This window comes from Nocardioides luteus (assembly GCF_014648595.1).
Taxonomy (GTDB): Bacteria; Actinomycetota; Actinomycetes; order Propionibacteriales; family Nocardioidaceae; genus Nocardioides; species Nocardioides luteus.
The window spans coordinates 52,883-77,243 of record NZ_BMRK01000002.1 but is presented as its reverse complement, the minus strand read 5'-3'; the positions used below and the strand labels follow the sequence as shown (position 1 = coordinate 77,243).

Genomic DNA, 24,361 nt, shown 5'->3' with positions numbered 1-24,361 from the left:
CTGAAACACCCAACAAGTCCAGGGATACCCGGTCGACCGGGTATCCCTGGATGCGGGTCCGACCCCCGTACAGTGGTGCGATGACATCGATTGCGCGAACCATCGCGCGGATCACGCTGGGCGTGGCGATGGTGGGCGCCGGCGTGGGCCACCTGACCACCCAGCGCCAGGAGTTCCAGGCGCAGGTGCCGGAGTGGTTTCCGATCGACGAGGACCTCACGGTGCTCGGCTCGGGCGTGGTCGAGATCGGGCTCGGAGCGGCGTTCGTCGCGCTGCCGGGCAAGAAGCGGCTCGTCGGAGGGCTGCTCGCTGCGTTCTTCGTGGCGGTCTTTCCTGGCAACATCGGGCAGTACGTGGAAGGCGTCGACGCCTTCGGGCTCGACACGGACACGAAGCGGCTGGTGCGGTTGTTCTTCCAGCCTGTGCTCATACTGGTGGCTCTGTTCGGCGGGGGTTGGTTGCAACGGTCGCGGCAGAACGACTGAGACGCCTCGTCATGACATGACTGCCGAGTCGGCGCATCAGCCCCCTCTCGCTCGCTTCGCTTCGCGAGGCACGGGGGCAGATGCGCCGACTCGGCAGGCCTCCGGGTCAGCGTGCTGCTGACTGAGCCCCTTCCCACGTACGCAGGTAGGACTCCGTGCCGCGGGCGAGGTCGTCGATGACGCCTTGGCCGCCGGTGAGGCGGAGGTCTTCGAGGTAGTCGGGGATCATGCCGTAGTGGGCGACGCCGTCGGTGTTGTAGTCCCAGATCCGCTGGCCGGTGACCTGGCGGTCGACCAGGGAGCCGCCGTCGAAGCTGCGGAACGGGTAGGTGACCCGGGTCTTCGCCGGACCAGGGGTGCCACCGAAGCCGTTCATGTCGAAGCCGAACCCGATGCCGGCGTCGTGGCGGTCGCGGACCGGAGCGGTGCGCTCGTACTCGGCGAGGAACTCCTCGGTGTCGTGGCCGTAGATCGTGGAGAAGCCGCCGAGGCCGTAGAGACGGTCGAGGTAGCGCTCGTCCATCCAGGAGTGGCTGGCGATCGCGCCGGGGTAGTTCTCCTCCTCGAGGATGTCGAGGGCGCGGCCGGCGGCCTTGGCGCTCATGTGATCGACCTCGACCATCATCCCGCGCTCGATCAGGCCGCGCAGGGCGTACTCACCCAGGGCGGAGAGGCCGTGCGGGTTGCAGACCGTGCCCGAGGGGTAGATCGGCGGCTGCGGCAGCCAGTCGAGCTCGGCGGGACGCTCGACCAGGCGTGGGTTGTTGTCGTGGGGCTGGTCGGGGTCGCAGGCCCTCGGGGTCCAGAAGGTGCCGGTGGTGAGGAACTGCCCGGCGTTGATCAGCAGCCCGGTGGTGCCCTTGTCGTAGCGGACCCCGCACAGCGCGTTGTCGAACTTGTGACACAGGAACATCGAGGAGACGCCGAGCGACTTCAGCTCGTCGAGCCCGGCGTCGATGTTGGCGCGGGTGCAGGAGGGCAGCCGCAGCTTCTGCGAGCAGCCGAACGGCTCGGAGGTCTCCATCCCGAGCACGACCGCGAGCTTGCCGTCCTCGATGACCTCGCGCGCCTGGTCGGCGTCGGTGACGATCCGGTACCAGCCGCGGCCCTCGCCGCCGTGCTGCTCGTCGATGAACGCCTGCATGTCGTACGCGTCCCGCGACTGCCTCCGCACCGCGGTCATCTCGTCACAGGACTGGTTGGTGCCGGGGTTGATCGCGCACAGCGCCTTGTTGCTGGTCAGCTGCACCACCAGCAGCCGCTGCCCGGCCCGCCAGGACCGCTCGACCCAGCGGTAGTACATCTGCTGGTGGGTCAAGGAGTCGTACGCCGGCCAGTCGGCGAACGACGGCCAGCCGGTCGTGTCGTGGAAGCCGAGCGGGCTGCCGGTGCGGGTGAGGTTCTCCAGCAGGGCGGTCTCGCCGGCGATGCCGTGGGCCGGGCAGTCCTTGAGCGCCTCGGCGATGCCGTCGTCCGACCAGGCCTTGCCGCAGACCGCGGCGCCACCGATGCCGTCCTGCATGAACATGTGGCTGTGCGCGTCGATCACCCCCTGGACAGAGCCGTCGGGCGTGGTGCCGGTGAACGGCTCACCGGTCACGTTGATCTCCGACTCCGGAGACGGGAGCTGTGGCTCGGGGTCGGCCGAGGCCGGCGGAGAGACCATCACGACGGTCGCCGCGAGGGCGACCACAGCGAGCAGGGACGTACGTCTGAAGCGCATGCGGCCTCCCGGGTGACCAGCGGCATTGTCCGAGTGTGGGTATTGGAACCTAGCAGTTGCTTGGGTCGCTCGGGGGCATATTCCTGCAGGTCATCGGCTCTGACAGACTGGCGAGCATGACCATCGCGATCATCGGTGCAGGCAACATGGGCGGGGCCGTGCTGGCCGGGCTGCTCGAGGCGGGCCGGGACCCGCAGAGCGTCATCGTCGTCGAGGCGCGGGAGGAGCAGGCCGCCGCGCTCCGCGACAAGCATGGGATCCGCACGCTCTCGGCCGAGGAGGCGGTGGCCCAGTCCGACGTGGTCGTGCTGGGCGTCAAGCCCTACGGCGTTGTGCCGGTGCTCGAGTCGATCGCGTCGTCGCTGCGCGAGGGCACCACGGTGGTCTCGCTCGCCGCCGGCGTCCCGACCTCGGCGATGGAGCCGGCCGTGCCGGACGGTGTCTCGGTCGTCCGGGTCATGCCCAACACCCCGGCGCTCGTCGGCGCAGGGATGTCCGCGGTCGCCGGCGGGGCCAACGCGACCCCGGAGGCCGTCGAGACCGCCGCCGACCTGATGAACGCGGTCGGCACCGTGATCACCGTCCCCGAGTCGCAGATCGACGCGGTCACCGCGATCAGCGGCTCCGGCCCGGCGTACGTCTTCATGATCGCCGAGGCCTGGATCGAGGCGGGCGTCCACCTCGGTCTGACCAGGGACGACGCGACCACCCTGGTCATCGAGACCCTGACCGGCTCCGCCGAGCTCCTCCGCAGCGGCACCCATCCCGCCCTCCTGCGCGAGCAGGTCACCTCACCCGGCGGCACGACCGCGGCCGCCCTGGGCGCGCTGGAGAGGAACGGCCTGCGGGCGGCCTTCCTCGAGGCCACCCGCGCGGCTTACGTACGCAGCCAAGAACTGTCTTGATCCGTCGGTTGAGCCGCCGGAGCCGCCACCGCTGGTCGAGCCGCCGGAGCCGCTGGGCGGAGGCGTGTCGAGACCAACACAGCTCCGTCGAGCGGGACGGGGGACTGTGTCGGTCTCGACGTGCTCGACCGCGGGTGAGGGCTACAGGCCCAGGTGGCGGCTGATGATCAGCTTCTGCACCTCGGTGGTGCCTCCGTAGATGGTCTGGATGCGGCTGTCGATGAACGCCTTGGCGATCGGGTATTCCATCATGTAGCCGTAGCCGCCGTGGATCTGGACGCCCTGGTCGACGAACTTCTTCTGCAGCTCGGTGGTCCACCACTTCGCCATCGAGGCGAGCACCGTGTCGGCGGTGCCGGCGTTGAGCTGGGTGATGGCGTCGTTGAGGAACAGGCGGGCGAGGTAGGCCTCGGTGGCCATCTCGGCGAGCGTGAACGCGGTGTTCTGGAAGCGGCCGATCGGGCGGCCGAAGGCTTCGCGCGTGCGGGCGTAGTCCAACGACAGCTCGAGGACCTGCTCGACCGCGGCGACCGCGATCGAGGCGACGGAGATGCGCTCCTGCGGGAGCAGCGTCATCAGCGAGACGAAGCCGGAGCCCTCCTCGCCCAGCAGGTTCTCCTTCGGCACGACGACGTCGGTGAAGGAGAGCTCGGCGGTGTCCTGGGCCTTCATGCCGACCTTGTCGAGGTTGCGGCCGCGCTCGAAGCCCTCCATGCCGCGCTCGACGACGAGCAGCGAGATGCCGTGGGCGCCCGCCTCGGGGTTGGTCTTGGCGACGACGATCACCAGGTCGGCGTTGATGCCGTTGGAGATGAACGTCTTCGAGCCGTTGAGGAGGTAGTGGTCGCCCTTGTCGACCGCGGTGGTGCGTACGCCCTGGAGGTCGGAGCCCGCGCCCGGCTCGGTCATCGCGACGGCGGTGATGATGTCGCCCGAGACGCAGCCCGGCAGCCAGCGCGCCTTCTGCTCGGGGGTGCCGAGGTGGGAGATGTAGGGGACGATGATGTCGGTGTGGACGAAGAAGCCGGGGCCGCTGGCGCCGATCTTCGCCATCTCCTCGTGGAGCACCGAGTTGAACCGGAAGTCCTTGATGCCGGGGCCGCCGTACTCCTCCTCGACGTCGAAGCAGAGCAGCCCGGTGTCGCCGGCCTTCTTCCACAGCTCGCGGGGGACGATGCCGTCCTTCTCCCACTGATCGTGGAAGGGCACGACCTCCTTCTCGAAGAAGGCCTTGGCCGTGGCACGGAAGTCCTCGTGCTCAGCTTCGTAGATGGTGGGCTTCTCGGGCATGACACTCCTTCGTAGACAGTCGATGGTCATGGTGCCTCACGGCTGTGACGCGGGCCACCGACGACGCAACTGTGACAGTAACACTGGCGAAGTCGCAACAGTTTGGTCTACGGTCCGTGACATGACCGAGACGACCGAGGAACTGATGACGATCGATGAGCTGTCGACCGCCACGGGGTTGTCGGTGCGGACGACGCGCTACTACGCGAGCCTGGGGCTGATCCCGGCGCCGATCCGTCGTGGCCGGGTCGCCTACTACGGCCCGGAGCATCGCGCGCGGCTGGACCTGGTCACCGCGCTGCAGGAGCACGGCTTCACCCTGCAGGCCATCGAGCGCTACCTCGGCCGGCTCCCCGACGACATCACCCGCGAGGACCTCGCGATGCAGCGGGCGATGATCACCTCCTGGGCCACCGAGCCGACCGAGGACATCCAGGCCAGGATCGGGCGCGAGCTGATCGCGCTCGGGCTGCCGCGCGACGCCCTGGCCGCGGCGTACGCAGCGACCTCACGCCACATGGCCGACCTCGCCGCCGAGCTCAACGTCATCCTCCGCGACCAGGTGGTCGACCCGTTCCGGCGCACCCATCACAGCGCCGAGGAGGCCGAGCACCTCGAGGAGGTGCTCCCGCGGCTGCGTCAGCTGACCACCGAGGCGATCGTGGTGAGCTTCCAGGACGCGGTGAACCGCACCATCTCCAACAACCTCTCCTGAGCCGGTTCTCGGACGACCGAGACGGCGAAGGGGGTTGACTGTGACAGTTTTAGTGTCACAATCGGCGCATGGCTGAAGCATTCATCTATGACCACCTGCGCACGCCGCGCGGGAAGGGTAAGAAGACCGGAGCGCTCCACGAGGTCAAGCCGATCGACCTGGTGGTCGGCCTGATCGACGAGGCGCGCAAGCGCAACCCCAACCTCGACCCCGCGCTGATCGACGACGTCGTCCTCGGCGTCGTCACCCCTGTCGGTGAGCAGGGCGGTGACATCGCCAAGACCGCCGCCATCAAGGCCGGTCTCCCCGAGACCACCGCCGGTGTGCAGCTCAACCGCTTCTGCGCCTCCGGCCTCGAGGCCGTCAACCAGGCCGCCTCCCGCGTACGCGGCGGCTTCGAGGACCTCATCCTCGCCGGCGGCGTGGAGTCGATGAGCAAGGCTCCGATGGGCAGCGACGGCGGCGCCTGGGCGCAGGACCCCGACACCGCGCTCAAGACCGGCTTCGTCCCGCAGGGCATCGGCGCCGACCTGATCGCGACCATCGAGGGCTTCAGCCGCGCGGACGTCGACCGTTACGCCGCGCAGTCCCACGCCCGGGCGGCCGCCGCGTGGGAGAACGGCTACTTCAAGGACGCCGTCATCCCGGTCGTCGACCAGACCGGCCTGACCGTGCTCGACCACGACGAGCTGATCCGCCCCGGCACCACCGCCGAGACGCTGGCCGGCCTCAAGCCGTCCTTCGCCCAGCAGGGCGAGGAGGCCGGCTTCGACGACGTCGCGCTGGCCAAGTACCACTGGGTCGAGAAGATCGACCACGTCCACCACGCCGGCAACTCCTCCGGCATCGTGGACGGCTCCGCGCTGATGCTGATCGGCTCCGAGGAGGCCGGCAAGGCCAACGGCCTCACCCCGCGCGCCCGCATCGTCTCGGCCGCCGTCTCCGGCGCCGATCCGACGATCATGCTCACCGGCCCGGCGCCGGCCTCGCGCAAGGCGCTGGCCAAGGCCGGTCTCACCGTCGACGACATCGACCTGTTCGAGATCAACGAGGCCTTCGCCGCGGTCGCCATGCGCTTCATGAAGGACATGGGCATCGACGAGTCGATCACCAACGTCAACGGTGGCGCGATCGCCATGGGCCACCCGCTGGGCGCGACCGGTGCCATCATCCTCGGCACCCTGGTCGACGAGCTCGAGCGTCAGGGCAAGCAGCGCGGCCTCGCCACGCTGTGCGTCGGTGGCGGCATGGGTATCGCGACGATCGTCGAGCTGGTCTGAAAGGGAATCTGAAGAGCAATGAGCGCAGTCAAGTACGACAAGGATGCCGACGGCATCGTCACGCTGACCCTGGACGACCCGAACCAGTCGGCCAACACCATGAACGAGCTCTACAAGAGCTCGATGGCGGAGGCCGTGGAGCGGCTCTACGCCGAGCAGGACGACATCACCGGCGTCGTGATCGCCTCCGCGAAGAAGACCTTCTTCGCCGGCGGTGACCTCAAGAACATGATCCAGGTGCGCCCGGAGAACGGCGCCCAGGTCTTCGAGGAGGTCGAGTCGATCAAGGCGACCCTCCGCAAGCTGGAGACCTTCCCGAAGCCGGTCGTCGCAGCGATCAACGGTGCCGCCCTCGGTGGGGGCCTGGAGATCGCGCTGGCGACCCAGCACCGCATCGCGCTGGACGCCCGCTACGACATCGGCCTTCCCGAGGTCTCCCTCGGCCTGCTGCCCGGCGGTGGCGGCGTCACCCGCGTCGTACGCCTCCTGGGTGTCATGACCGGGCTGATGGACGTCCTCGGCCAGGGCACCAAGTTCAAGCCGGCCGCGGCCCTGGAGAAGGGTCTGATCGACGAGCTCGTCTCCTCCCCCGACGAGCTCGTGCCCGCCGCGAAGGCGTGGATCAAGGCCAACCCCGACGAGATCGCGCAGCCGTGGGACAAGCCCGGCTACAAGATGCCCGGCGGCGAGCCGACCTCGCCGGCGCTGGCGGGCTTCCTGCCCGCGTTCCCGCCCATCCTGCGCAAGCAGCTGAAGCAGTCGGACATGCGCGCGCCGAAGGCGATCCTCTCGGCCGCGGTCGAGGGTGCGATGGTCGACTTCGACACCGCCACCCGGATCGAGTCGCGCTACTTCGTCTCGCTGGTCACCGGCCAGCAGTCGAAGAACATGATCCAGGCGTTCTTCTTCGACCTGGGCTCGATCAACGCCGGCAAGGAGCGTCCGGCCGGGATCGAGAAGTTCCAGTCCAAGAAGGCCGTCGTCCTGGGCGCGGGCATGATGGGCGCGGGCATCGCCTACGTCCTGGCGCGCGCCGGCGTCGAGGTCGTCCTCAAGGACGTCACGATCGAGGCCGCCGAGAAGGGCAAGGCCTACTCGGCGACCATCAACGAGAAGGCCATCTCGCGCGGCAAGCTCACCACCGAGAAGTCGGACGAGCTCCTCGCCCGCATCAAGCCGACGATCGACGCCGCCGACGCGGCCGGCGCCGACATGGTCATCGAGGCGGTCTTCGAGAACGTCGAGCTCAAGCAGAAGGTCTTCAACGAGGTCATCCCGCACCTCGCCGAGGGTGCGCTGCTCTGCTCCAACACCTCGACGCTGCCGATCACCGAGCTGGCCAAGGGCATCGACGGTGACGCCTCGCGCTTCATCGGCCTGCACTTCTTCTCGCCCGTCGACAAGATGCCGCTGGTCGAGATCATCAAGGGTGCGGAGACGTCCGACAAGACGCTGGCCGAGGCGTACGACGTCACCCTCGCCATCCGGAAGACCCCGATGATCGCCAACGACTCGCGTGGCTTCTACACCTCGCGCGTCATCGGCACCATGGTCAACGAGGGTCTGGCGATGGTCGCCGAGGGTGTGGCGCCCTACTCCGTCGAGCGGGCCACCACCCAGGCCGGCTACCCGTCCCCGGTGCTGCAGCTCTCCGACGAGCTCAACATGGAGCTCATGGGCAAGATCGCCCTCGCCACCCGCGAGGCGACCGAGGCCGAGGGCGGCACCTACACGCCGCACCCGGGTGAGGCCGTGGTGACGAAGATGCTCGAGGCCGGGCGTCCGGGCAAGCTCCGCGGCGCCGGTTTCTACGACTACACCGACGGCAAGCGCGGCTCGATCTGGGCCGGTCTCGCCGACCTCTTCCCGGTGGCCGAGAAGCAGCCGGCGATCGAGGACATCCGCGACCGCATGCTCTTCGCGGAGGCTCTCGAGACGGCCAAGTGCTTCGAGGAGGGCGTCGTCACCTCGGCGGCCCACGCCAACATCGGCTCGATCTTCGGCATCGGCTTCCCGCCGCAGACCGGTGGCGCGGCCCAGTTCATCACGGGCTACGAGGCCGCTGACGGCTCGATCGGCATCGACGCGTTCCTGACGCGTGCCGACGAGCTCGCCGACACCTACGGCGAGCGGTTCCGCCCGACGCAGTACCTCCGCGACCTCGCCGCGAAGGGCGAGGGTTTCCCGGCCTGATGAGTCACGCCTGACCCGCTGCACATGTGGTGAACCGGCACGGATCCTGTGAAGGAACCGTGCCGGTTCTCCATTCCGGGGGCCGAGCCCGTAGGCCTGTGCGACTCTTTGCCTTCCGCAGCGGTCGAGGAGGACGTACGTGGCAGGGTCGGGCAACACGTCCAGGCGCAGGCTGCTGGTGGGGATCGCGGTCGCGGTGGCCGTGCTGGTGGTCGCGGCAGGGGTCGTGCTGCTGAAGGACCGGCGCGAGCCGAAGGACGACCGGACGACGCTCGAGCTCTCCGACGAGTGGCGCTCCGTCCCCGGCGTACGCGACGTGGTGGCCATCGAGCGGTCGCGACGCATCCCGGGGGAGGACTTCGGCGAGGCGGACCGCTGGGAGCACGCGGTCGAGGTCGAGGTGACGCTCGAGGACGACCTGACCATGGCCGAGGCGGCCGGGGCCGGGAAGGTGGTCGACGTGCTGGCCCCGGAGATCGCTCGCCTGGCGCCGGAGGCCGGCGAGCGGACGAGCGCGTTGTTCACGACGGACTCGGTCGACATCCGGGCCAGCGGGAGCGGGCTGGGCACGGCCGAAGCGGTGGGCGATGGGCTCGGCGACGCCGTCGCGCTGCGTGATGCGGGGGCGAGCGAGGTGACGCTGCCCCTGTCGTCACCGCCGGTCGGCATCTCGGACCAGGCGCACGCGCGGGCCCCGGAGGGCCGGCTGATCGCCGTCATCACCGCAGCCCGCGACCAGGAGCGTCCGGTGGACGTCAAGGCCGGTGATGCCTGGTATCGCACGCACGGGATCCCCGATCCCGCTGCGGCGAGGCTGACCCTCGACGTGTCCCAGCGACCGCAGGTGACCTCCGCTCAGCTCGCGTCCGACTCGCCGCTGGTCGTCCTGGTCGACGCCGCCGAAGGGGACGACGCGATCGAGGAGGTCAGGCAGTGGGTCGCCGCCTATGACCGCTACCCCGGAGGAGAAGCGCAGCCGCTGGAGTTCACCGTCGAGGGGACCCGCGGCGGCGAGGTGGCGGGCTGGGTCGGCGGGAAGATGCCGCCCCGGACGACGATGCCGCCGTTCGGCGACGCCAGGCCCTGGCCCGACGACCCCGCTGCCCTGCCCTGCGGCCCGCGCTTCCTCGAGGTCACCTTCGGCAGCCAGGACGCAGCGCTGGGATCACGGCAGGCCTCGCTCCACGCCGTGAACCTCGGCGACCGGCCGTGCGTGGTCGAGGCGGTGCCGACGGTCGAGTTCCTCGACGCCGAGGGCGTTCCGCAGGCCGATGTGACGGTCGACCCCTACCAGCCCTCGATGGTCCCCGAGCGCCTCGTCGTCCCGGTCGGTGAGTCGGTGACGGCGCTGATCGACTGGCGGGCGATGTCGACGGCCGACGATCCCGGTGTCACGACCGATCTCCGGGTGATCGCCGTGCCGGGCGCCGAGCCGGTCACGATCCCGGTGGGCGGTCCCAGCCAGCCGACCGATCTCGACGTCCTCGACGGCGCCGAGGTGCGGATCAGTCCCTGGGCCCAGAGCGCTGTGCGCTGACGTACCCGCCGCTCACGGGCGAGGATGGGTGGCAGACCCCATGGGGATCCGGACCCGGATCGAGAAGACTCGAAGCATGGGGGAGACGATGACCATTCTGATGATCGCGGCGATCGCGGCCGCCCTCGTGGTGGCCTCGCTGATCCGACGGGCCGGCCGGGAAGAGTGCCTGGTGGTGACCAGGCACCGGCGGATCCTGCGCACCGCGTCCGGCTCGACGACCGTGGCGGTCCCGGGCTTCCACGAGGTCCTGGAGTGGCCGACGGGACAGCTCGAGGTCGCCGTCGTCGTCCGTTCCCGGACCCTCGACGAGCAGGACGTACGCGTCCTGGCCACCGCCGCGGTCGAGATCGACCCGCCGCGGATCGGTGACGCGTACGTCGACCCGCACGCCGTCCTCTACTCGGCGCTGGAGCGCCGGATCGCCGAAGCGGTCCGCGCCCGCCCGGCGGAGTGGCTCACCGACGACCAGGCCGGTCTGCGGTCGGCCCTCGTGGGGGTCCGGGTCGACGGCCTCGTCCGGGGTGTCGTGGCCGACGTCGTGATCGACGAGGTCGACCTGCTGCTCCACCCCGGCCGCCCGGACCACGAGAGCTTCTGACCGGACTGCCTCCTGACCGGGCGACCGGCAGGAGTCAGCGGATCGCGCCGGTCGCGACCGAGGTGCGCACCTTGGTCTGGTAGCCGGCCTTGCGGCCGGTCACCCGCACCCGGATCCGGTCGCCACGGTCCGCCTTCACGAGTCGGTACGTCTTGCCGGTGGCCCCCTTGATGACCTTGCCGTTGCGCAGCCACTGGTAGGAGAAGGCGATGCCGGACGGTTTCCAGGTGCCCCTGGTCGCGGTGAGCAGCCGGCCGACCTTGCGGGTGCCGGTGATCTTCGGTGCCGCCGAGGTCAGGGTGCCGGCGCTGACCGCACCGGTCGCGGCGCTCGTCCTGACTCCGGGGGTGGCGGCCGGCCAGGAGGAGACGGTGGCGGTGACCCGCACCTGGATCCTCCGGGCGTGGTCGGCACCGGTCAGCTTGTAGGTCGAGCCGGTGGCGCCCGTGATCGCCGTGCCGTTGCGCAGCCACTGGTAGCGCACCGAGGTTGCGGCCGGGCTCCACGAGCCCTTCGACGCGGTCAGGGTGTGGCCCACGCGCTTGGTGCCGGTGATCTTCGGTGCCGCCGTGCCGGCGATGGTTCTCGGGGTGCAGCTGTAGAGCTCCAGCTCGTCGACGAACCAGCCGTAGAACGACCCGTACGCGTCGCCGCGCACCACCCACTGGAACTGGACGGTCTTCCCGGCGAAGGCGGAGAGGTCCACCCGGGACGCGGTCCAGCCGTTGGAGTCACCACCGAAGCCGGTCAGCGGTTTTGCCGGATCGTCGAGCCGGAGCTTCTGCTTGGGGCCGTTGACCCAGGCCGAGGCCGGGATCGCGGTCGCCTTCCCGTCGATGACCAGCCGCACCTCGCCACCGTCGTAGTACCGCGCCGGGACGCCGGCACCCGCCGGTTCCCACTCGAACAGATACCAGTGGGAGAAGCGGACGTAGGTCCTCTTCCCGGGCGGGACCGTGAACGCGCGGGTCGTCAGGCCGCTGGAGGACGGCTCGCCGAGGCTGGGATCGGGGTTCCAGCCGAAGTCGGAGCCGTTGCCATCGCGGTCGTTGGCCGGGATGTTGGCCGACGGTGCCTTGGTCCACAGGCTCCCGCCGCTGAGCGCCGGCGTGGTCATCGCTGCCTTGTCCACGCTTCCCGCCGGGCAGGTGCTCGGCGCGTCGGCGGGGCGGGAGGCGCCGGCCTTGGTGGGCGACGTGGCCATCTCGGCCGCCTCGGTGGCGAGCCGGACCTGAGCGCAGTCCGCGGTCGTGAACCCGGCGGTGCCGGTAATCGCGAGCGTGGTGCAGCTGCTGGCGAGCGTGCGGCTGAGGTCGGCGTACTGGCTGCCGGAGACGAGGTGCTGGATCGCGTGGAGGTAGAGCGTCGCGGTCTTCTGCAGCGTCGGGTCGTCACCGTCGATGCCGGTGAGGGTGCGACCGTTGAAGGAGCCGCCCTGGGAGATCAGGTACGCAGCCTTGTTGCCGACCCCGCTGTTGGTGTGGACGCCGCCGTTGTCGGCGTAGAGGCTGTTCTCATCGGCCTCCCACAGCGGGCTCGTCATCCGGTCGGGCTGGCCGTGGCGGGTGGGGTCGGCCAGGTCTCGCAGCGCGCCGAGGCGGGTGTCCTCGCCGATGCGCCAGTCGTTCGGCCGGTCGCCGGCGGTCGCGTAGCGGTGGTCGAGGATCTCGCCCATGACGTCGGCCATCGACTCGTTGATCGCGCCGGACTCGAACCAGTAGAAGAGGTCGGAGCTGCGCTCCACGACCCCGTGGGTGAGCTCGTGGGCGATCACGTCGTCGCTGCCCATCCGGCCGCCGGCGAAGAACTCCTGGCCGTTCCAGTAGGCGTTGGCGTAGGGGGAGGCCGCGCTGCAGGTGACGTCCGGGTCGCAGTAGCGCATGTTGGCCGTGATCGCCTTCTCGCCGCCCGAGGTCCAGCCGAGCAGCTCGGTGAGGTCGACGCCGAGCTCGTCGTACATCTCCGAGGTTGCGCCGATGATGTCGTACGCGGCGTCGGCCTCATCGAGGCCGCTGGGCGGATCACCCTCGCGGCGGACGACCTTGCCGCTCGTGGCGCCACACTCCTGGGTTCCCGATGCCTTGGTGTTGTTCCAGTCGCAGATCCGGCGGTCGGCGTGGGCGATCTCGTCGACCCGGAGGAGTACGCGGCCGGTGGTCGCGTCGACCAGGACGGTCTCGCGGATCGCGGCGCCGTCGGTGACCGAGAGCCGCCGGACGCTGGCGGTGCCGACCTGCGGGCCGCGGACGAGCTGGTCGTCGTAGAGCCAGACGCCCTGGTCCTCGACGTCGAGATCGGCGGCGTCGACCGAGGCGTCCTGATGGGCCTTGACGACGACCGCCTTCGCCGCGGCTGCGGCCCGGGTCCGGCTGATGCTCGCGTCCTCCGCCGAGGTGGCGTCGGAGAGGCTGGTGGCCGCGGAGGTCAGTCCGCGCTCCTCGTCGAGCCCGACCACGACCTCGCCGCCGAGGACCGGCAGGCCGTCGACGTACTGCTCGAAGCGGGTCACCGACCCGCCACCCACCGCCGAGGACGTCTCCTGCTCGCGGAGGTCGAGGTCGTCGGTGCCGAGGGCTTCGCCGGCCCGGTCGAGATGGGTGTGAGCGGCCCTGTCCGTCGCGACGGAGGCACCCAACGGTTGGGCGGCGTCGTCCTCGGCGGCGATGAAGTCGGCATCACCGTCGGGGGTGCGGTGGATGGTCAGCGGCACGCCGACGCGGTCCTCGTAGGTGGCGACGGGGTCGGGCTCGGCGGCGTGAGAGGTCGCCGGGACGACGCTCAGCGCGCCGAGGATCAGTGACGCCGCGGCGATCGCGACGACACGAGCGTGACGTGTCACTGCTTGTCCCTTGTTCAGGCTGATGGGTGCCGACCCGGCCCGGCGGATGGATTCTCCCACGTCAGAGCGGGATGAGTCGCAAGTTCGGTGTGAGTGGCGGCTTGCGAGGGTGTACATACTCGGTATATACATACTCAGTAAGTAATCAAGGGAGGTGATCGAGTGTCCGTGAAACACGCACTGCTGGCGCTGCTGGAGAAGCCGCGCTACGGCTACGAGCTGCGCGCCGAGTTCGAGCAGCGCACCGGAGCGAGCTGGCCGCTGAACGTCGGGCAGGTCTACACGACCCTGTCGCGACTCGAGCGCGACGGACTCGTCGAGGCCGGAGGGACCGACGCGGAGGGACGGTCCCTCTATCAGCTGACCGAGGCCGGGCAGGCCGAGGTCAAGGGGTGGTTCGACACCCCCGTGGAGCGTACGCAGCCGCAGCGCGACGAGCTCGCCATCAAGCTCGCGGTGGCGGTCGCGGTGCCGAGCGTGGACGTCGGCAAGGTCGTCCAGCAGCAGCGCAACGCGACGATGCAGGCTCTCCAGGGATATCGCCGTCAGGCGCGCTCCGGCGCCGGCGACGATCTGCCCGGAGGGCTGGTTCTCGATCGGCTCGTCTTCGCGGCCGAGGCGGAGATCCGTTGGCTCGACCACTGTGAGTCGCGGCTCCGCCGCGCGGCCGCGTCGAGCACCGCGCCGGAGCCCGTGCAGCCCGAGGGGGAGTCGCGATGAACGCCGCCCTCGCCCACGACCTGAGGCGTCTGAGCCACGACCAGAACCGGTGGCTCGCCGACGCCCGCGAGCGGCTCAGCCGCCGCACCCACGCCACGCCCGCCAAGCCGGGCACCACCACGACCAAGGAGTCCTCTGATGAGTGAACCCGTCCTCCGGCTCACCGACGTGAGCCGCGTCCACGGCACCGGCGCCGCCGAGGTGCACGCCCTGCGTGGCGTCAGCCTCGCTGCGTACGCCGGTGAGCTGGTCGCCATCATGGGGCCGAGCGGCTCCGGCAAGTCGTCGCTGCTGACCATCGCCGGCGGCCTCGACTCGCCGACCTCGGGGTCCGTCGAGGTCGCCGGTCAGGATCTCGACGAGGCCGGGATCAGCGGGCGCGCCAAGCTGCGGCGCACCTCGGTCGGCTATGTCTTCCAGGACTTCAACCTGATCCCCGCGCTGACCGCGGCGGAGAACGTCGCGCTCCCGCTGGAGCTCGACGGAGCCGGCCGTCGCGCCGCGCAGAAGGCCGCGCGGGCCGCCCTGGACGAGGTCGGTCTGGACGGCTTCGCCGACCGGTTCCCCGACGAGATGTCCGGCGGCCAGCGGCAGCGGATCGCGATCGCCCGCGCGATCGTCGGCGACCGCCGCCTGATCCTGGCCGACGAGCCGACCGGCGCCCTCGACACCGAGACCGGGGAGGACATCCTCAGGCTGATCCGCGCGCGCTGCGACGCCGGCGCGGCCGGGGTGCTCGTCACCCACGAGCCGCGCTACGCCAGCTGGGCCGACCGGGTGATCTACGTGCGCGACGGACTCGTCGTCGACGAGGCCGGCGAGACGCCTGACGCCGCTCTCGCGGAAGAGGTCGAGGCATGAGTGGCCGTCTCGCCGGCTGGCGGCTCGCGCTCCGTCTCGGGCAGCGCGAGGCCCGGCGGGCGAAGTGGCGCAGCCTCCTGGTCATCTTGATGATCGCGCTGCCGGTCGCGGGAGTGACCACGGTCGCGGTGACCTACCAGACCTACGATCTCGACACCGCCGAGGGACTCGACCGCCGGATCGGCACCGAGGCCGCGGCCATCGTCGACGTCCAGAGCGGCGGGGCGGTGCGGCAGGGGATCGACCCGGACAACGCCTCCGAGTGGATCGACGACCCCGAGGGCGACCTGCTCGACGCGGCCGGGGTGCGCTCGATCATCGGCGACCGGCCGATGCTCTCCATGACCGACCGCACCTTCGACGTACGCACCGACAAGGGCGTCTCCTGGGTCCGCGGCCTGCAGACCGACCTGAGCGACCCGCTGGCCGCCGGGCTGGCCCGGCTGACCGACGGGCGTCTCCCGAAGGGCGACGACGAGGTCGTGGTGAACTCCGCGCTCGCCCTGCGCGGGCCGGGGATCGGCGAGGAGCTGCTGATCCCCCGGGGTGAGACCGACGAGGTCCTCGAGGTCGTCGGGATCGTCGAGTCGACGACCGTCCGCGACGACCCGTTCGTGGCCGGCCCGGCGCTGCCGACCGACTACCCCGACGAGGGCTCGACGTGGCTCGTCGGTGGAGGGCCGGTGACCTGGCCCGACATCGTGGACCTCAACGCCGAGGGTGCCTTCGTGCTCTCGCGCTCGGTGGTCCAGCACCCGTCCGCGGAGGCACTCGCGAACGACAAGGACATCCGTCCGCCCTCGAGCGCCCCGCAGGCCTCCGAGCTGGTGATCGTCGTCCTCATCGTGGTCATGGTGGTCCTCGAGGTGGTCCTGCTGGCCGGCCCGGCCTTCGCGGTCGCGGCTAGGCGACAGGCTCGCGACCTCGCGCTGATCGCGGCCTCGGGAGGGACGGCTCGGCAATCGCGGCGGGTGCTGCTCGGCATGGCGATCGTGATCGGTGCCGTGGCCGCCGTCATCGGCGCCGTCCTCGGCGTCGTGCTGGCGAAGCTGCTCCAGCCGCTCGCCCAGCGGCAGGTATCGGACTGGTTCGGCCCGTTCGAGGTGCCGTGGCTGCAGGTCCTGCTGGTCGCCGTCATCGGCTTCGCGGCAGCGATCTGTGCGGCGGTCGTGCCGGCCTGGATCGCGTCCCGCCAGAACGTCGTGGGCGTGCTGGCCGGGCGACGCTCGGAGAGCCTGCCCTCGCGCCGCTCGCCGGTCATCGGCCTCCTGCTGATCGTCACCGGGATCGCGTCGGCGGCCTTCGGCTCGCAGAACGCGTTCAACGGGATCCCGATCGCTCTCGGCGTCCTGCTCTGTGTCGCCGGGCTGCTGTTCATCCTCCCGGCCCTGGTGTCGCTGGCCGCCCGGCTGAGCGCCGGGCTGCCGCTGGCGATCCGGTTCGCTACCCGCGACGCCGACCGGCACCGCACCCGGACCGTTCCTGCGGCCGGTGCGATCGCGGTGACGGTCGTCGGCGTGGTCACGCTCGGGATCGCGTTCACCAGCGACGAGGCGCAGAACCAGGCCAGCTATCTGCAGTCCTTCCGGATCGGCGACGGCGTCGTCCACCAGCGTCACAGCGACTGGGGCGACACCGATCCCGATCAGCTCGCCACCAGGTGGCAGAACGTCGCGGCCCAGGTCGAGAAGGCGATCCCCGGATCGACGGCCACACCCACGACCGGCGCGTCCATCGTGGAGGAGAACCGCTATCTCGGCGTCGAGACCGATGACGGCGAGGAGGTCCCCCTCGACACGGCGCTCGGCGAGTTCGGCGACCTGATCGTCGCCGACCCCGACGGCAGCCTGCCGCCGTCGGCGTCCCGAGCCCTGTCCGAGCGTGAGGTGGCGGTCGCCGAGGAGACCCTGCGCTCTTCGGGTGCGGTGGTGTTCACCTCCGACGCCGACCTGGTCTCGACGAAGTCCGTGCACCTGATCGTCCGGGAGTTCTCCGAGGAGTCCGAAGAGGACCGCGACGTCGTCACCGTCGACGTGCCCGCGAGCTACATCGAGATCAGCGACCGGGTGGCGCCTGCGCACGCAGTGGTGACGCCGGCCGTGGTCGAGAAGCTCGGTGTCGAGCCGCAGATCCGGGGCCTCTACGTGGAGGACGCCGACATCAGTGCCGAGGCGCAGACCGACCTCGACGAGGCGCTGGCGGCCGGGCAGTTCTCCACGACGATGCAGGTGGAGCGCGGCTACGAGCAGCCCGACGCGACTCTGATCGCCTGGCTGCTCCTGGTCACCCTGGGGGCGGTGCTGATGATCGGTGGGGCGCTGACCGCGACGCATCTCGCGCTCAACGACGCCCGCCCCGACCTGGCGACCCTGTCGGCGGTCGGCGCCAGGACGCGTACGCGGCGGGCGGTCGCTGCTGCGTACGCCCTGGTGGTGGCAGTGCTCGGGGCGGTCCCGGGCGCGCTGGTCGGCTTCGTGCCGGGCATCGCGATCAGCTACCCGATCACCACGGAGGGCTGGCCGCAGCGTACGGACGTCGACCCCCACTACCTCGAGATCCCGTGGGGCATCATCGGCATCGTGGTCGTCGGGCTGCCGCTGCTGATCGCGCTGATCGTGGCGGTCACCACCCGCAGCCGGCTCCCCATGGTCGCCCGCGTCGAGTAGCCCGCCGAGGCGTCGACACCGTCGGCCGAGACGTCACCCCCGCGAATCGAGTGGGCAGTTTGCTGCCCACTCGATTCGCGTACGTGACGTCTCGGCCTGCGCCGGTGACGCCTCGGGTCAGGCCTGGCAGAGACAGAAGGGGTGGCCGGCCGGGTCGAGGAAGACCCGGAAGGTCTTGCCGGGCTGGACCTCGTGCTTGGTCGCGCCGATGGCGAGGGTGGCCTTCTCGGCGGCGTCGAGGTCGTCGACGTCGACGTCGATGTGGGTCTGCTGGGGGATCTCCTGCGACGGCCACTTGGGGGCGCGGTAGTCCTCCACCCCCTGGAAGTTGAGGGCGCCGCCCTCGCCCCAGGCCTCGGCCCAGGTGCCGTCGTCGTCGACCTTGGTCTCCCAGCCGAGGAGCTGGGCGTAGAAGTCGGCCAGGGCTGCCGGGTCAGGGCAGTCGATGACCCAGTGCGGTGTGCGTGCGATAGCCATGTCTCCGACGGTAGGAGCGGTTCCGGACGTTCGGCTTCCGGCTGGGGGAAACTTCGTCTCAGGAAAATAAAGTCAGGGTTGACTGTTTGTTTCTGGGGCGGCAGAGTTCGCGTCATGAGCCAGGCCACCCGCGTACCCCAGGAGGAGCGCACCCGCGCCATGCGGGCCCGCCTCCTGGATGCCACCGTCGAGCTGCTGGCCGAGCGTGGCTTCGCGGGCACCTCGACCACGCTCGTCTCCCAGCGCGCCGGGGTCTCCCGCGGTGCGCAGCTGCACCACTTCCCGGCCAAGAACGACCTGGTCGTGGCGGCGGTCGAGCACATCACCGAGGCGCGCGGTGCCGCCCTGAAGGAGGCCGCGCAGGCGCTGCCGGAGGGTGACCGTCGGACCCGGGCGGTGCTCGGCATGCTCGCCGAGCAGGTCACCTCGCCGGTCTTCGCCGCGGCCCTGGAGCTGTGGGTCGCTGCACGCACCGACGAGCAGCTGGCCGCAGCGGTGGGGCCGCTCGAGCAGCGGGTCGGACGCGAGCTCCACCGAGCCACGGTCGACCTGCTGGGTGTGGACGAGAGCAGGCCGGGCGTGCGCGAGCTCGTGCAGGCCACCCTCGACCTCGTCCGTGGACTGGCTCTGGCGGACACGATCACCGACGACGCCGCCCGTCGCGAACGGATCCTCGATCACTGGGCCGAGGTCATGGAAAGAGAGCTGCAATGAGAGAGCGCAAGCGAGCGAACGTCGAATCTTCCGTCGGGCCGCGTCCGTATCCTGGCGCCCGCGCTACGGAGGTGGTCCGACGATGAGCCTGTTGGATGAACTTCTCGAGGACCTCTCCGGAGAGGGGTTCGAGCTGCGCCAGGTGGTGGCGGGCCTGGACGAGGCGGGCTGGCGTCAGTCGACGCCGGCCGAGGGGTGGGACGTCGCCGCCCAGATCGCCCACCTGGCGTGGACCGACGAGGCCGCGCTCGCCGCGACCGAGTGGGTCGCGGGTGACGCGACCGCCTGGGACGAGCTGGTCACCGAGGCGATCAAGAACCCCGAGGGCTACGTCGACGAGTCCGCGCTGGCGATGGCCATGATGCCGGCCACGGAGCTGCTGCAGCACTGGGACGGCGTACGCGGCCAGCTCGCCGAGGCGCTCGCCAACGTCCCCCACGGCCAGAAGCTGCCCTGGTTCGGGCCGCCGATGTCGCCGGCGTCGATGGCGACCGCGCGCTTCATGGAGACCTGGGCCCACGGCCTGGACGTGCGTGAGGGTCTCGGTCTCGCCTACGAGCCGACCGACCGCATCAAGCACGTCTGTCACCTCGGCAACCGCACCCGCGACTACTCCTTCGGGGTCCACGAGCTGACCCCGCCGGCCGAGCCGTTCCGGGTCGAGCTCACCGCCCCCTCCGGCGAGCAGTGGACGTGGGGTCCGGAGGACGCCGCGCAGAGCGTCCGCGGCCCGGCGTACGACTTCGCCCGGCTCGTCACCCAGCGCATCCACCGCGACGACACCGCGCTGGAGACCACCGGTGCCGACGCCGAGAAGTGGCTGACGATCGCCCAGGCGTTCGCCGGACCGGCCGGCTCCGGCCGCGCTGCCGAGGGGGCCGAGCGATGATCACGATCGGCAACTGCTCCGGCTTCTACGGTGACCGCTTCTCGGCGATGCGCGACATGCTCGAGGGCGGCCGGCTCGACGTGCTCACCGGCGACTACCTCGCCGAGCTCACCATGCTCATCCTCGGCAAGGACAGCCTCAAGGACCCGACGACCGGATACGCCAAGACCTTCCTGCGCCAGCTCACCGACTGCCTCGACCTCGCGCTGCAGCGCGACGTCAAGATCGTCTCCAACGCTGGCGGTCTCAACCCCGCCGGGCTCGCGAAGGCGATCGAGGCGCTCGGCACCAGCGCCAAGGTCGCCTACGTCGACGGCGACGACCTCCGCGGTCGTCTCGACTCCCACCCCGACGCGCTGACCGCCAACGCCTACCTCGGCGCCTTCGGCATCGCGCACGCGCTCGAGGCCGGTGCCGACATCGTCGTCACCGGCCGGGTGACCGATGCGTCGGTCGTCGTCGGACCGGCGATCGCCCACCACGGCTGGAAGCGCGACTCCTACGACGAGCTCGCCGGCGCCGTGGTCGCCGGCCACGTGATCGAGTGCGGCACCCAGGCCACCGGCGGCAACTTCTCCGGCTTCCTGACCATGTCGCCGCCGGCCCGGTCCCGTCCGTTGGGCTTCCCGGTCGCCGAGATCGAGGCCGACGGGTCCTCGGTCATCACCAAGCAGGACGAGACCGGCGGCACCGTCACAGTCGACACGGTCACCGCCCAGCTGCTCTACGAGATCCAGGGCCCGCTCTACCTCGGTCCCGACGTCACCACCGACCTCACCTCGATCCGTCTCGAGGAGGTCGGCGTGGACCGGGTCGCGATCACCGGCGTCACCGGCACCCCGCCGCCGGAGACGCTCAAGGTCGCGGTGAACTCGCTCGGCGGCTACCGCAACTCCGCCGAGTTCGTCCTCACCGGCCGCGACATCGACGCCAAGGCCACCTGGCTGCGCGACCAGCTCGACGCCGAGCTGCCGATCGGGCCCGACTACACCTGGTCGACCTACCGCATCCCTGCGCCCGACTCGCCGACCGAGGAGGGAGCGGCCTGCATCCTGCGTCTCAGCGCGCGTGCCGCCGACGCCGACGCCGTCGGTCGTGCCCTCACCGCCCCGGCCATCGAGCTGGCGCTCGCCTCCTACCCGGGCTTCCACGTCACCGCGCCTCCGGGACGGCCGTCTCCGTTCGGCGTCTACAAGGCTGCCTACGTCCGGCGCGACCGCGCCCCGGAGACCGTCCACCTGCCCGACGGCTCGACCTACGAGGTCCCGGCCCCGCTCGCCTACGCCGAAGCGTCAGCTGTGCCGGCCCAGACGTCACCCGCGGTGACGCCTCGGCCGACGGGAGTGACGGTTCGGCGGGAGCTGGGTGAGCTGGTCTACGCGCGCTCCGGGGACAAGGGCGGCGACGCCAACCTCGGGCTCTGGGTGCCCCAGGGCAAGCCGGACGCGGCGGTCGACTGGCTGCTCGCGACGGTGACCCCGCAGTGGGTGAAGGAGCTGCTGCCCGAGGCCGAGGAGCTCGACATCGACATCACGCCGCTCCCGCACCTGCGCGGCGTGAACATCGTCATCCACGGTCTGCTCGGTGAGGGCGTGGCCGCCTCGACCCGGTTCGACCCGCAGGCGAAGGGCCTGGGCGAGTGGGCCCGGAGCCGATACGTGGACATCGAGGAAGGACTTCTGTGATCGAGGATCTGTTCCAGCTGGGCGCCGAGTTCGCCCGCCGGGAAGTAGCCCCTGACCTGCAGGAATGGGAAGACAACCAGGAGATCCCGCGGGAGCTCCACAAGGCTGCCGCCAAGCAGGGCCTCTTCGGGATCGGCTTCCGCGAGGAGGTCGGCGGCGAGGGCGGCGGTCTCGCCGAGACGGTCGCCGCCTCCGAGGGGATGATGTCCGAGGGCGCCTCCTCCGGCCTGCTCGCCGGCCTGTTCACCCACGGGATCGCGCTGCCGCACATCGCCAACCACGGCTCCGCCGAGCTCGTCGACCGCTACGTCCGGCCGACCCTGGCCGGCGACAAGATCGGCTCGCTGGCGATCACCGAGCCCGACGGGGGCTCCGACGTCGCCCACCTGCGCACCACCGCGGTCCGCGACGGCGACGAGTTCGTCGTCAACGGCTCGAAGACGTTCATCACCAGCGGCTGCCGCGCCGACTTCGTCACCACCGCCGTACGCACCGGCGGCCCGGGCGCCGGCGGCATCAGCCTGCTCGTGATCGACAAGGACACCCCTGGCTTCACGGTCACCCGCAAGCTCGCCAAGATGGGCTGGCACTGCTCCGACACCGCCGAGCTCGCCTTCCAGGATGCGCGCGTCCCGGCGACGAACCTCGTCGGTGAGGAGAACGCCGCCTTCATCTACATCGCCGAGGCCCTCGTGACCGAGCGGATCGCGCTGGCCGTGCAGGGCTACGGCACCGCCGCGCGCTGCCTCCAGCTCACCGCCGACTACTGCCGCCAGCGTGCGACCTTCGGCGAGCCCCTGATCAAGCGTCAGGTGGTCCGCCACAAGCTCGTCGAGATGCACCGACAGGTCGAGGCGGCCAAGGCATACACCCACTCCGTGGTCGCGCAGTACGACCGCGAGGGGACCAACCCGGCGACGATCGCCGGCGCCGCGCTCGCCAAGCAGACAGCGGTCGAGGCCTGCACCTGGGTCGTCGACCAGGCCGTCCAGCTCCACGGCGGGACGGGATACATGCACGGGACCGAGGTGGAGCGGCACTACCGCGACGCCCGGATCCTGCCGATCGGAGGAGGAGCCACCGAAGTGATGACCGACCTGGCCGCCAAGCTGTTGGGACTGGACCGATGACCGTTACCGAAGAGGGTCTCGACAACGCCGCCCAGCCCGAGCCCCAGGATCGCCGCAGCGCGATGCTGGAGAAGATCGCGGCGCTCGACGCCGAGCACGCGAAGGCCGCCGCCGGCGGTGGCGAGAAGTACATCCAGCGCCACCAGGCCCGCGGCAAGCTGCTCGCGCGCGAGCGGATCGAGCTGCTGCTCGACGAGGGCAGCCCGTTCCTGGAGACCCAGCCGCTGATCGGCTGGGGCAGCGACTTCCCGGTCGGTGGGTCGATCATCACCGGCATCGGTGTGGTCGAGGGTGTCGAGTGCATGATCGTCGCCAACGACCCGACGGTGAAGGGCGGGGCGCTCAACCCCTACTCCCTCAAGCGCTCGTTCCGTGCGGCCGAGATCGCCGAGAAGAACGGCCTGCCGACGATCAACCTGACCGAGTCCGGCGGCGCCGACCTGCCCACCCAGAAGGACATCTTCATCCCGGGCGGCAAGGGCTTCCGGGACCTCACCCGGGCCTCCGCCCGCAAGCAGCCGAGCATCTCGGTCGTCTTCGGCAACTCCACAGCGGGTGGTGCGTACGTCCCCGGCATGAGCGACTACGTGATCATGGTCAAGGAGCAGGCGAAGGTCTTCCTGGCCGGCCCGCCCCTGGTGAAGATGGCGACCGGTGAGGACACCGACGACGAGTCGCTGGGCGGTGCCGAGATGCACTCGCGCATCTCCGGCTCCTCCGACTTCCTCGCCGTCGACGAGCACGACGCCATCCGGCAGGCGCGCCGCGTCGTCGCCCGCCTCAACTGGCGCAAGCGCGGCCCCGAGCCGAAGCCGTTCCACGAGCCCGACCTCGACCCCGACGGTCTGCTCGACCTGATCCCGACCGACCTCAAGGAGCCGTTCGACCCGCGCGAGGCGATCCTGCGGATCGTCGACGGCGTCGGCCCGGGGAACACGAACGGCGATCAGGCCTTCGACGAGTTCAAACCGCTCTACGGCACCTCGCTCTGCGTCGGCTGGGCGCGGCTGCACGGCCGCGAGATCGGCATCCTCGCCAACGCCCGCGGCGTCCTGATGAGCGAGGAGGCCCAGAAGGCGGCGCAGTTCATCCAGCTCGCCAACCAGAAGGACACCCCGCTGCTGTTCCTGCACAACACCACCGGCTACATGGTCGGCACGGAGTACGAGCAGGGCGGCATCATCAAGCACGGTGCGCTGATGATCAACGCGGTCTCCAACTCCACCGTGCCGCACCTGACCGTGATCATGGGCGCGAGCTACGGAGCCGGCAACTACGGCATGAACGGCCGGGCGTACGACCCCCGCTTCCTCTTCACCTGGCCGTCCGCCAAGTCCGCGGTCATGGGACCGCAGCAGCTGGCCGGCGTGATGGAGATCGTCGCGCGCGAGTCCGCCGAGAAGAAGGGCGAGGTCTTCGACGCCGAGGGGTTCAAGGGCGTCAAGGACATGGTCGAGGGGATGGTCGAGGAGCAGTCGCTGCCGTTCTTCCTGAGCGGTCTCGGCTATGACGACGGGGTCATCGACCCGCGCGACACCCGCACCGTCCTCGGCCTCTGCCTCTCCGCCATCGCGACTCAGGAGATCGAGGGGGCGATGAACTTTGGCGTCTTCCGTGTGTGACCAGCCCCCGTCGGTCGAGCCCGCGAGCG

At 70.4% G+C, this 24,361-nt stretch carries 20 protein-coding genes; 16 read left to right on the top strand and 4 right to left on the bottom strand.

Features of this window, described 5'->3' with window-relative positions:
• The first annotated feature begins 80 nt into the window (after window positions 1–80).
• Window positions 81–485 (top strand): DoxX family protein, encoded by a 405-nt coding sequence (locus IEY81_RS02830; RefSeq protein WP_189116940.1) that lies wholly within the window; start codon window positions 81–83, stop codon window positions 483–485.
• Window positions 486–591: 106 nt separating this feature from the next.
• Here the strand turns inward: IEY81_RS02830 and IEY81_RS02825 are convergent, their stop codons facing one another.
• Window positions 592–2,208, bottom strand: a complete 1,617-nt coding sequence (locus IEY81_RS02825; protein ID WP_189116939.1) for an amidohydrolase family protein — start codon at window positions 2,206–2,208, stop codon at window positions 592–594.
• Window positions 2,209–2,324: 116 nt separating this feature from the next.
• Between IEY81_RS02825 and proC the strand changes: the two genes are divergently transcribed.
• A complete protein-coding gene (proC, locus tag IEY81_RS02820; RefSeq protein WP_189116938.1) occupies window positions 2,325–3,113 on the top strand; it encodes a pyrroline-5-carboxylate reductase in 789 nt (262 codons plus the stop codon).
• A gap of 141 nt (window positions 3,114–3,254) precedes the next feature.
• On the opposite strand, the gene IEY81_RS02815 is transcribed toward proC, so the two are convergent.
• Complete coding sequence (locus IEY81_RS02815) at window positions 3,255–4,403, bottom strand: acyl-CoA dehydrogenase family protein (RefSeq protein WP_189116937.1); 1,149 nt, start codon at window positions 4,401–4,403, stop codon at window positions 3,255–3,257.
• A 121-nt stretch (window positions 4,404–4,524) separates the two neighbouring features.
• On the opposite strand from IEY81_RS02815, the gene IEY81_RS02810 reads away from it, so the two are divergent.
• The 5 genes from IEY81_RS02810 (at window position 4,525) to IEY81_RS02790 (ending at window position 10,729) form a co-directional block, all read left to right on the top strand.
• Window positions 4,525–5,118, top strand: a complete 594-nt coding sequence (locus tag IEY81_RS02810; RefSeq protein WP_189116936.1) for a MerR family transcriptional regulator — start codon at window positions 4,525–4,527, stop codon at window positions 5,116–5,118.
• Window positions 5,119–5,186: 68 nt separating this feature from the next.
• Window positions 5,187–6,398, top strand: a complete 1,212-nt coding sequence (locus IEY81_RS02805; RefSeq protein WP_189116935.1) for an acetyl-CoA C-acetyltransferase — start codon at window positions 5,187–5,189, stop codon at window positions 6,396–6,398.
• 18 nt (window positions 6,399–6,416) lie between these two features.
• Window positions 6,417–8,591, top strand: a complete 2,175-nt coding sequence (locus tag IEY81_RS02800; RefSeq protein WP_189116934.1) for a 3-hydroxyacyl-CoA dehydrogenase NAD-binding domain-containing protein — start codon at window positions 6,417–6,419, stop codon at window positions 8,589–8,591.
• Window positions 8,592–8,730: 139 nt separating this feature from the next.
• Window positions 8,731–10,128, top strand: a complete 1,398-nt coding sequence (locus tag IEY81_RS02795; RefSeq protein WP_189116933.1) for a DUF4232 domain-containing protein — start codon at window positions 8,731–8,733, stop codon at window positions 10,126–10,128.
• A gap of 88 nt (window positions 10,129–10,216) precedes the next feature.
• Window positions 10,217–10,729: a hypothetical protein gene (locus tag IEY81_RS02790; protein ID WP_189116932.1), complete on the top strand. Its 513-nt coding sequence runs from the start codon at window positions 10,217–10,219 to the stop codon at window positions 10,727–10,729.
• 34 nt (window positions 10,730–10,763) lie between these two features.
• Here the strand turns inward: IEY81_RS02790 and IEY81_RS02785 are convergent, their stop codons facing one another.
• On the bottom strand, window positions 10,764–13,568 hold the full coding sequence (locus tag IEY81_RS02785; protein ID WP_189116931.1) for a M4 family metallopeptidase: 2,805 nt from the start codon (window positions 13,566–13,568) through the stop codon (window positions 10,764–10,766).
• 162 nt (window positions 13,569–13,730) lie between these two features.
• Between IEY81_RS02785 and IEY81_RS02780 the strand changes: the two genes are divergently transcribed.
• From IEY81_RS02780 to IEY81_RS02765, 4 genes are read left to right on the top strand one after another with little or no spacing between them, the layout of a single operon-like run.
• Window positions 13,731–14,288, top strand: coding sequence for a PadR family transcriptional regulator (locus tag IEY81_RS02780; protein ID WP_189116930.1), 558 nt, complete (start codon window positions 13,731–13,733; stop codon window positions 14,286–14,288).
• Window positions 14,285–14,434, top strand: coding sequence for a hypothetical protein (locus IEY81_RS02775; RefSeq protein ID WP_189116929.1), 150 nt, complete (start codon window positions 14,285–14,287; stop codon window positions 14,432–14,434). The genes IEY81_RS02780 and IEY81_RS02775 overlap by 4 nt, the downstream gene beginning before the upstream one ends.
• Complete coding sequence (locus IEY81_RS02770) at window positions 14,427–15,149, top strand: ABC transporter ATP-binding protein (RefSeq protein ID WP_189116928.1); 723 nt, start codon at window positions 14,427–14,429, stop codon at window positions 15,147–15,149. Before IEY81_RS02775 ends, IEY81_RS02770 begins: the two co-directional genes overlap by 8 nt.
• Window positions 15,146–17,815 carry an FtsX-like permease family protein gene (locus IEY81_RS02765; RefSeq protein ID WP_189116927.1) on the top strand — a complete coding sequence of 890 codons (2,670 nt, stop codon included), beginning with the start codon at window positions 15,146–15,148 and terminating at the stop codon, window positions 17,813–17,815. Before IEY81_RS02770 ends, IEY81_RS02765 begins: the two co-directional genes overlap by 4 nt.
• A gap of 117 nt (window positions 17,816–17,932) precedes the next feature.
• Here the strand turns inward: IEY81_RS02765 and IEY81_RS02760 are convergent, their stop codons facing one another.
• The gene (locus IEY81_RS02760) at window positions 17,933–18,292 is read right to left on the bottom strand and encodes a VOC family protein (protein WP_189116926.1); all 360 of its coding nucleotides are present in this window, start codon (window positions 18,290–18,292) and stop codon (window positions 17,933–17,935) included.
• A gap of 114 nt (window positions 18,293–18,406) precedes the next feature.
• Between IEY81_RS02760 and IEY81_RS02755 the strand changes: the two genes are divergently transcribed.
• The 5 genes from IEY81_RS02755 (at window position 18,407) to IEY81_RS02735 (ending at window position 24,332) form a co-directional block, all read left to right on the top strand.
• Window positions 18,407–19,006 (top strand): TetR/AcrR family transcriptional regulator, encoded by a 600-nt coding sequence (locus IEY81_RS02755; RefSeq protein ID WP_189116925.1) that lies wholly within the window; start codon window positions 18,407–18,409, stop codon window positions 19,004–19,006.
• A gap of 82 nt (window positions 19,007–19,088) precedes the next feature.
• The gene (locus IEY81_RS02750; RefSeq protein WP_189116924.1) at window positions 19,089–19,895 is read left to right on the top strand and encodes a TIGR03084 family metal-binding protein; all 807 of its coding nucleotides are present in this window, start codon (window positions 19,089–19,091) and stop codon (window positions 19,893–19,895) included.
• The gene (locus IEY81_RS02745) at window positions 19,892–21,580 is read left to right on the top strand and encodes an acyclic terpene utilization AtuA family protein (RefSeq protein ID WP_189116923.1); all 1,689 of its coding nucleotides are present in this window, start codon (window positions 19,892–19,894) and stop codon (window positions 21,578–21,580) included. Before IEY81_RS02750 ends, IEY81_RS02745 begins: the two co-directional genes overlap by 4 nt.
• On the top strand, window positions 21,577–22,710 hold the full coding sequence (locus IEY81_RS02740) for an acyl-CoA dehydrogenase family protein (protein ID WP_189116922.1): 1,134 nt from the start codon (window positions 21,577–21,579) through the stop codon (window positions 22,708–22,710). Before IEY81_RS02745 ends, IEY81_RS02740 begins: the two co-directional genes overlap by 4 nt.
• A complete protein-coding gene (locus IEY81_RS02735) occupies window positions 22,707–24,332 on the top strand; it encodes an acyl-CoA carboxylase subunit beta (RefSeq protein ID WP_189116921.1) in 1,626 nt (541 codons plus the stop codon). The genes IEY81_RS02740 and IEY81_RS02735 overlap by 4 nt, the downstream gene beginning before the upstream one ends.
• Window positions 24,333–24,361: the final 29 nt, after the last annotated feature.

Coding starts and splice junctions, on each gene's coding strand:
- IEY81_RS02830 (WP_189116940.1), top strand. CDS start 81: ATGACATCGATTGCGCGAACCATCGCGCGGATCACGCTGGGCGTGGCG.
- IEY81_RS02825 (WP_189116939.1), bottom strand. CDS start 2,208: ATGCGCTTCAGACGTACGTCCCTGCTCGCTGTGGTCGCCCTCGCGGCG.
- proC (WP_189116938.1), top strand. CDS start 2,325: ATGACCATCGCGATCATCGGTGCAGGCAACATGGGCGGGGCCGTGCTG.
- IEY81_RS02815 (WP_189116937.1), bottom strand. CDS start 4,403: ATGCCCGAGAAGCCCACCATCTACGAAGCTGAGCACGAGGACTTCCGT.
- IEY81_RS02810 (WP_189116936.1), top strand. CDS start 4,525: ATGACCGAGACGACCGAGGAACTGATGACGATCGATGAGCTGTCGACC.
- IEY81_RS02805 (WP_189116935.1), top strand. CDS start 5,187: ATGGCTGAAGCATTCATCTATGACCACCTGCGCACGCCGCGCGGGAAG.
- IEY81_RS02800 (WP_189116934.1), top strand. CDS start 6,417: ATGAGCGCAGTCAAGTACGACAAGGATGCCGACGGCATCGTCACGCTG.
- IEY81_RS02790 (WP_189116932.1), top strand. CDS start 10,217: ATGACCATTCTGATGATCGCGGCGATCGCGGCCGCCCTCGTGGTGGCC.
- IEY81_RS02775 (WP_189116929.1), top strand. CDS start 14,285: ATGAACGCCGCCCTCGCCCACGACCTGAGGCGTCTGAGCCACGACCAG.
- IEY81_RS02770 (WP_189116928.1), top strand. CDS start 14,427: ATGAGTGAACCCGTCCTCCGGCTCACCGACGTGAGCCGCGTCCACGGC.
- IEY81_RS02765 (WP_189116927.1), top strand. CDS start 15,146: ATGAGTGGCCGTCTCGCCGGCTGGCGGCTCGCGCTCCGTCTCGGGCAG.
- IEY81_RS02760 (WP_189116926.1), bottom strand. CDS start 18,292: ATGGCTATCGCACGCACACCGCACTGGGTCATCGACTGCCCTGACCCG.
- IEY81_RS02755 (WP_189116925.1), top strand. CDS start 18,407: ATGAGCCAGGCCACCCGCGTACCCCAGGAGGAGCGCACCCGCGCCATG.
- IEY81_RS02750 (WP_189116924.1), top strand. CDS start 19,089: ATGAGCCTGTTGGATGAACTTCTCGAGGACCTCTCCGGAGAGGGGTTC.
- IEY81_RS02745 (WP_189116923.1), top strand. CDS start 19,892: ATGATCACGATCGGCAACTGCTCCGGCTTCTACGGTGACCGCTTCTCG.
- IEY81_RS02735 (WP_189116921.1), top strand. CDS start 22,707: ATGACCGTTACCGAAGAGGGTCTCGACAACGCCGCCCAGCCCGAGCCC.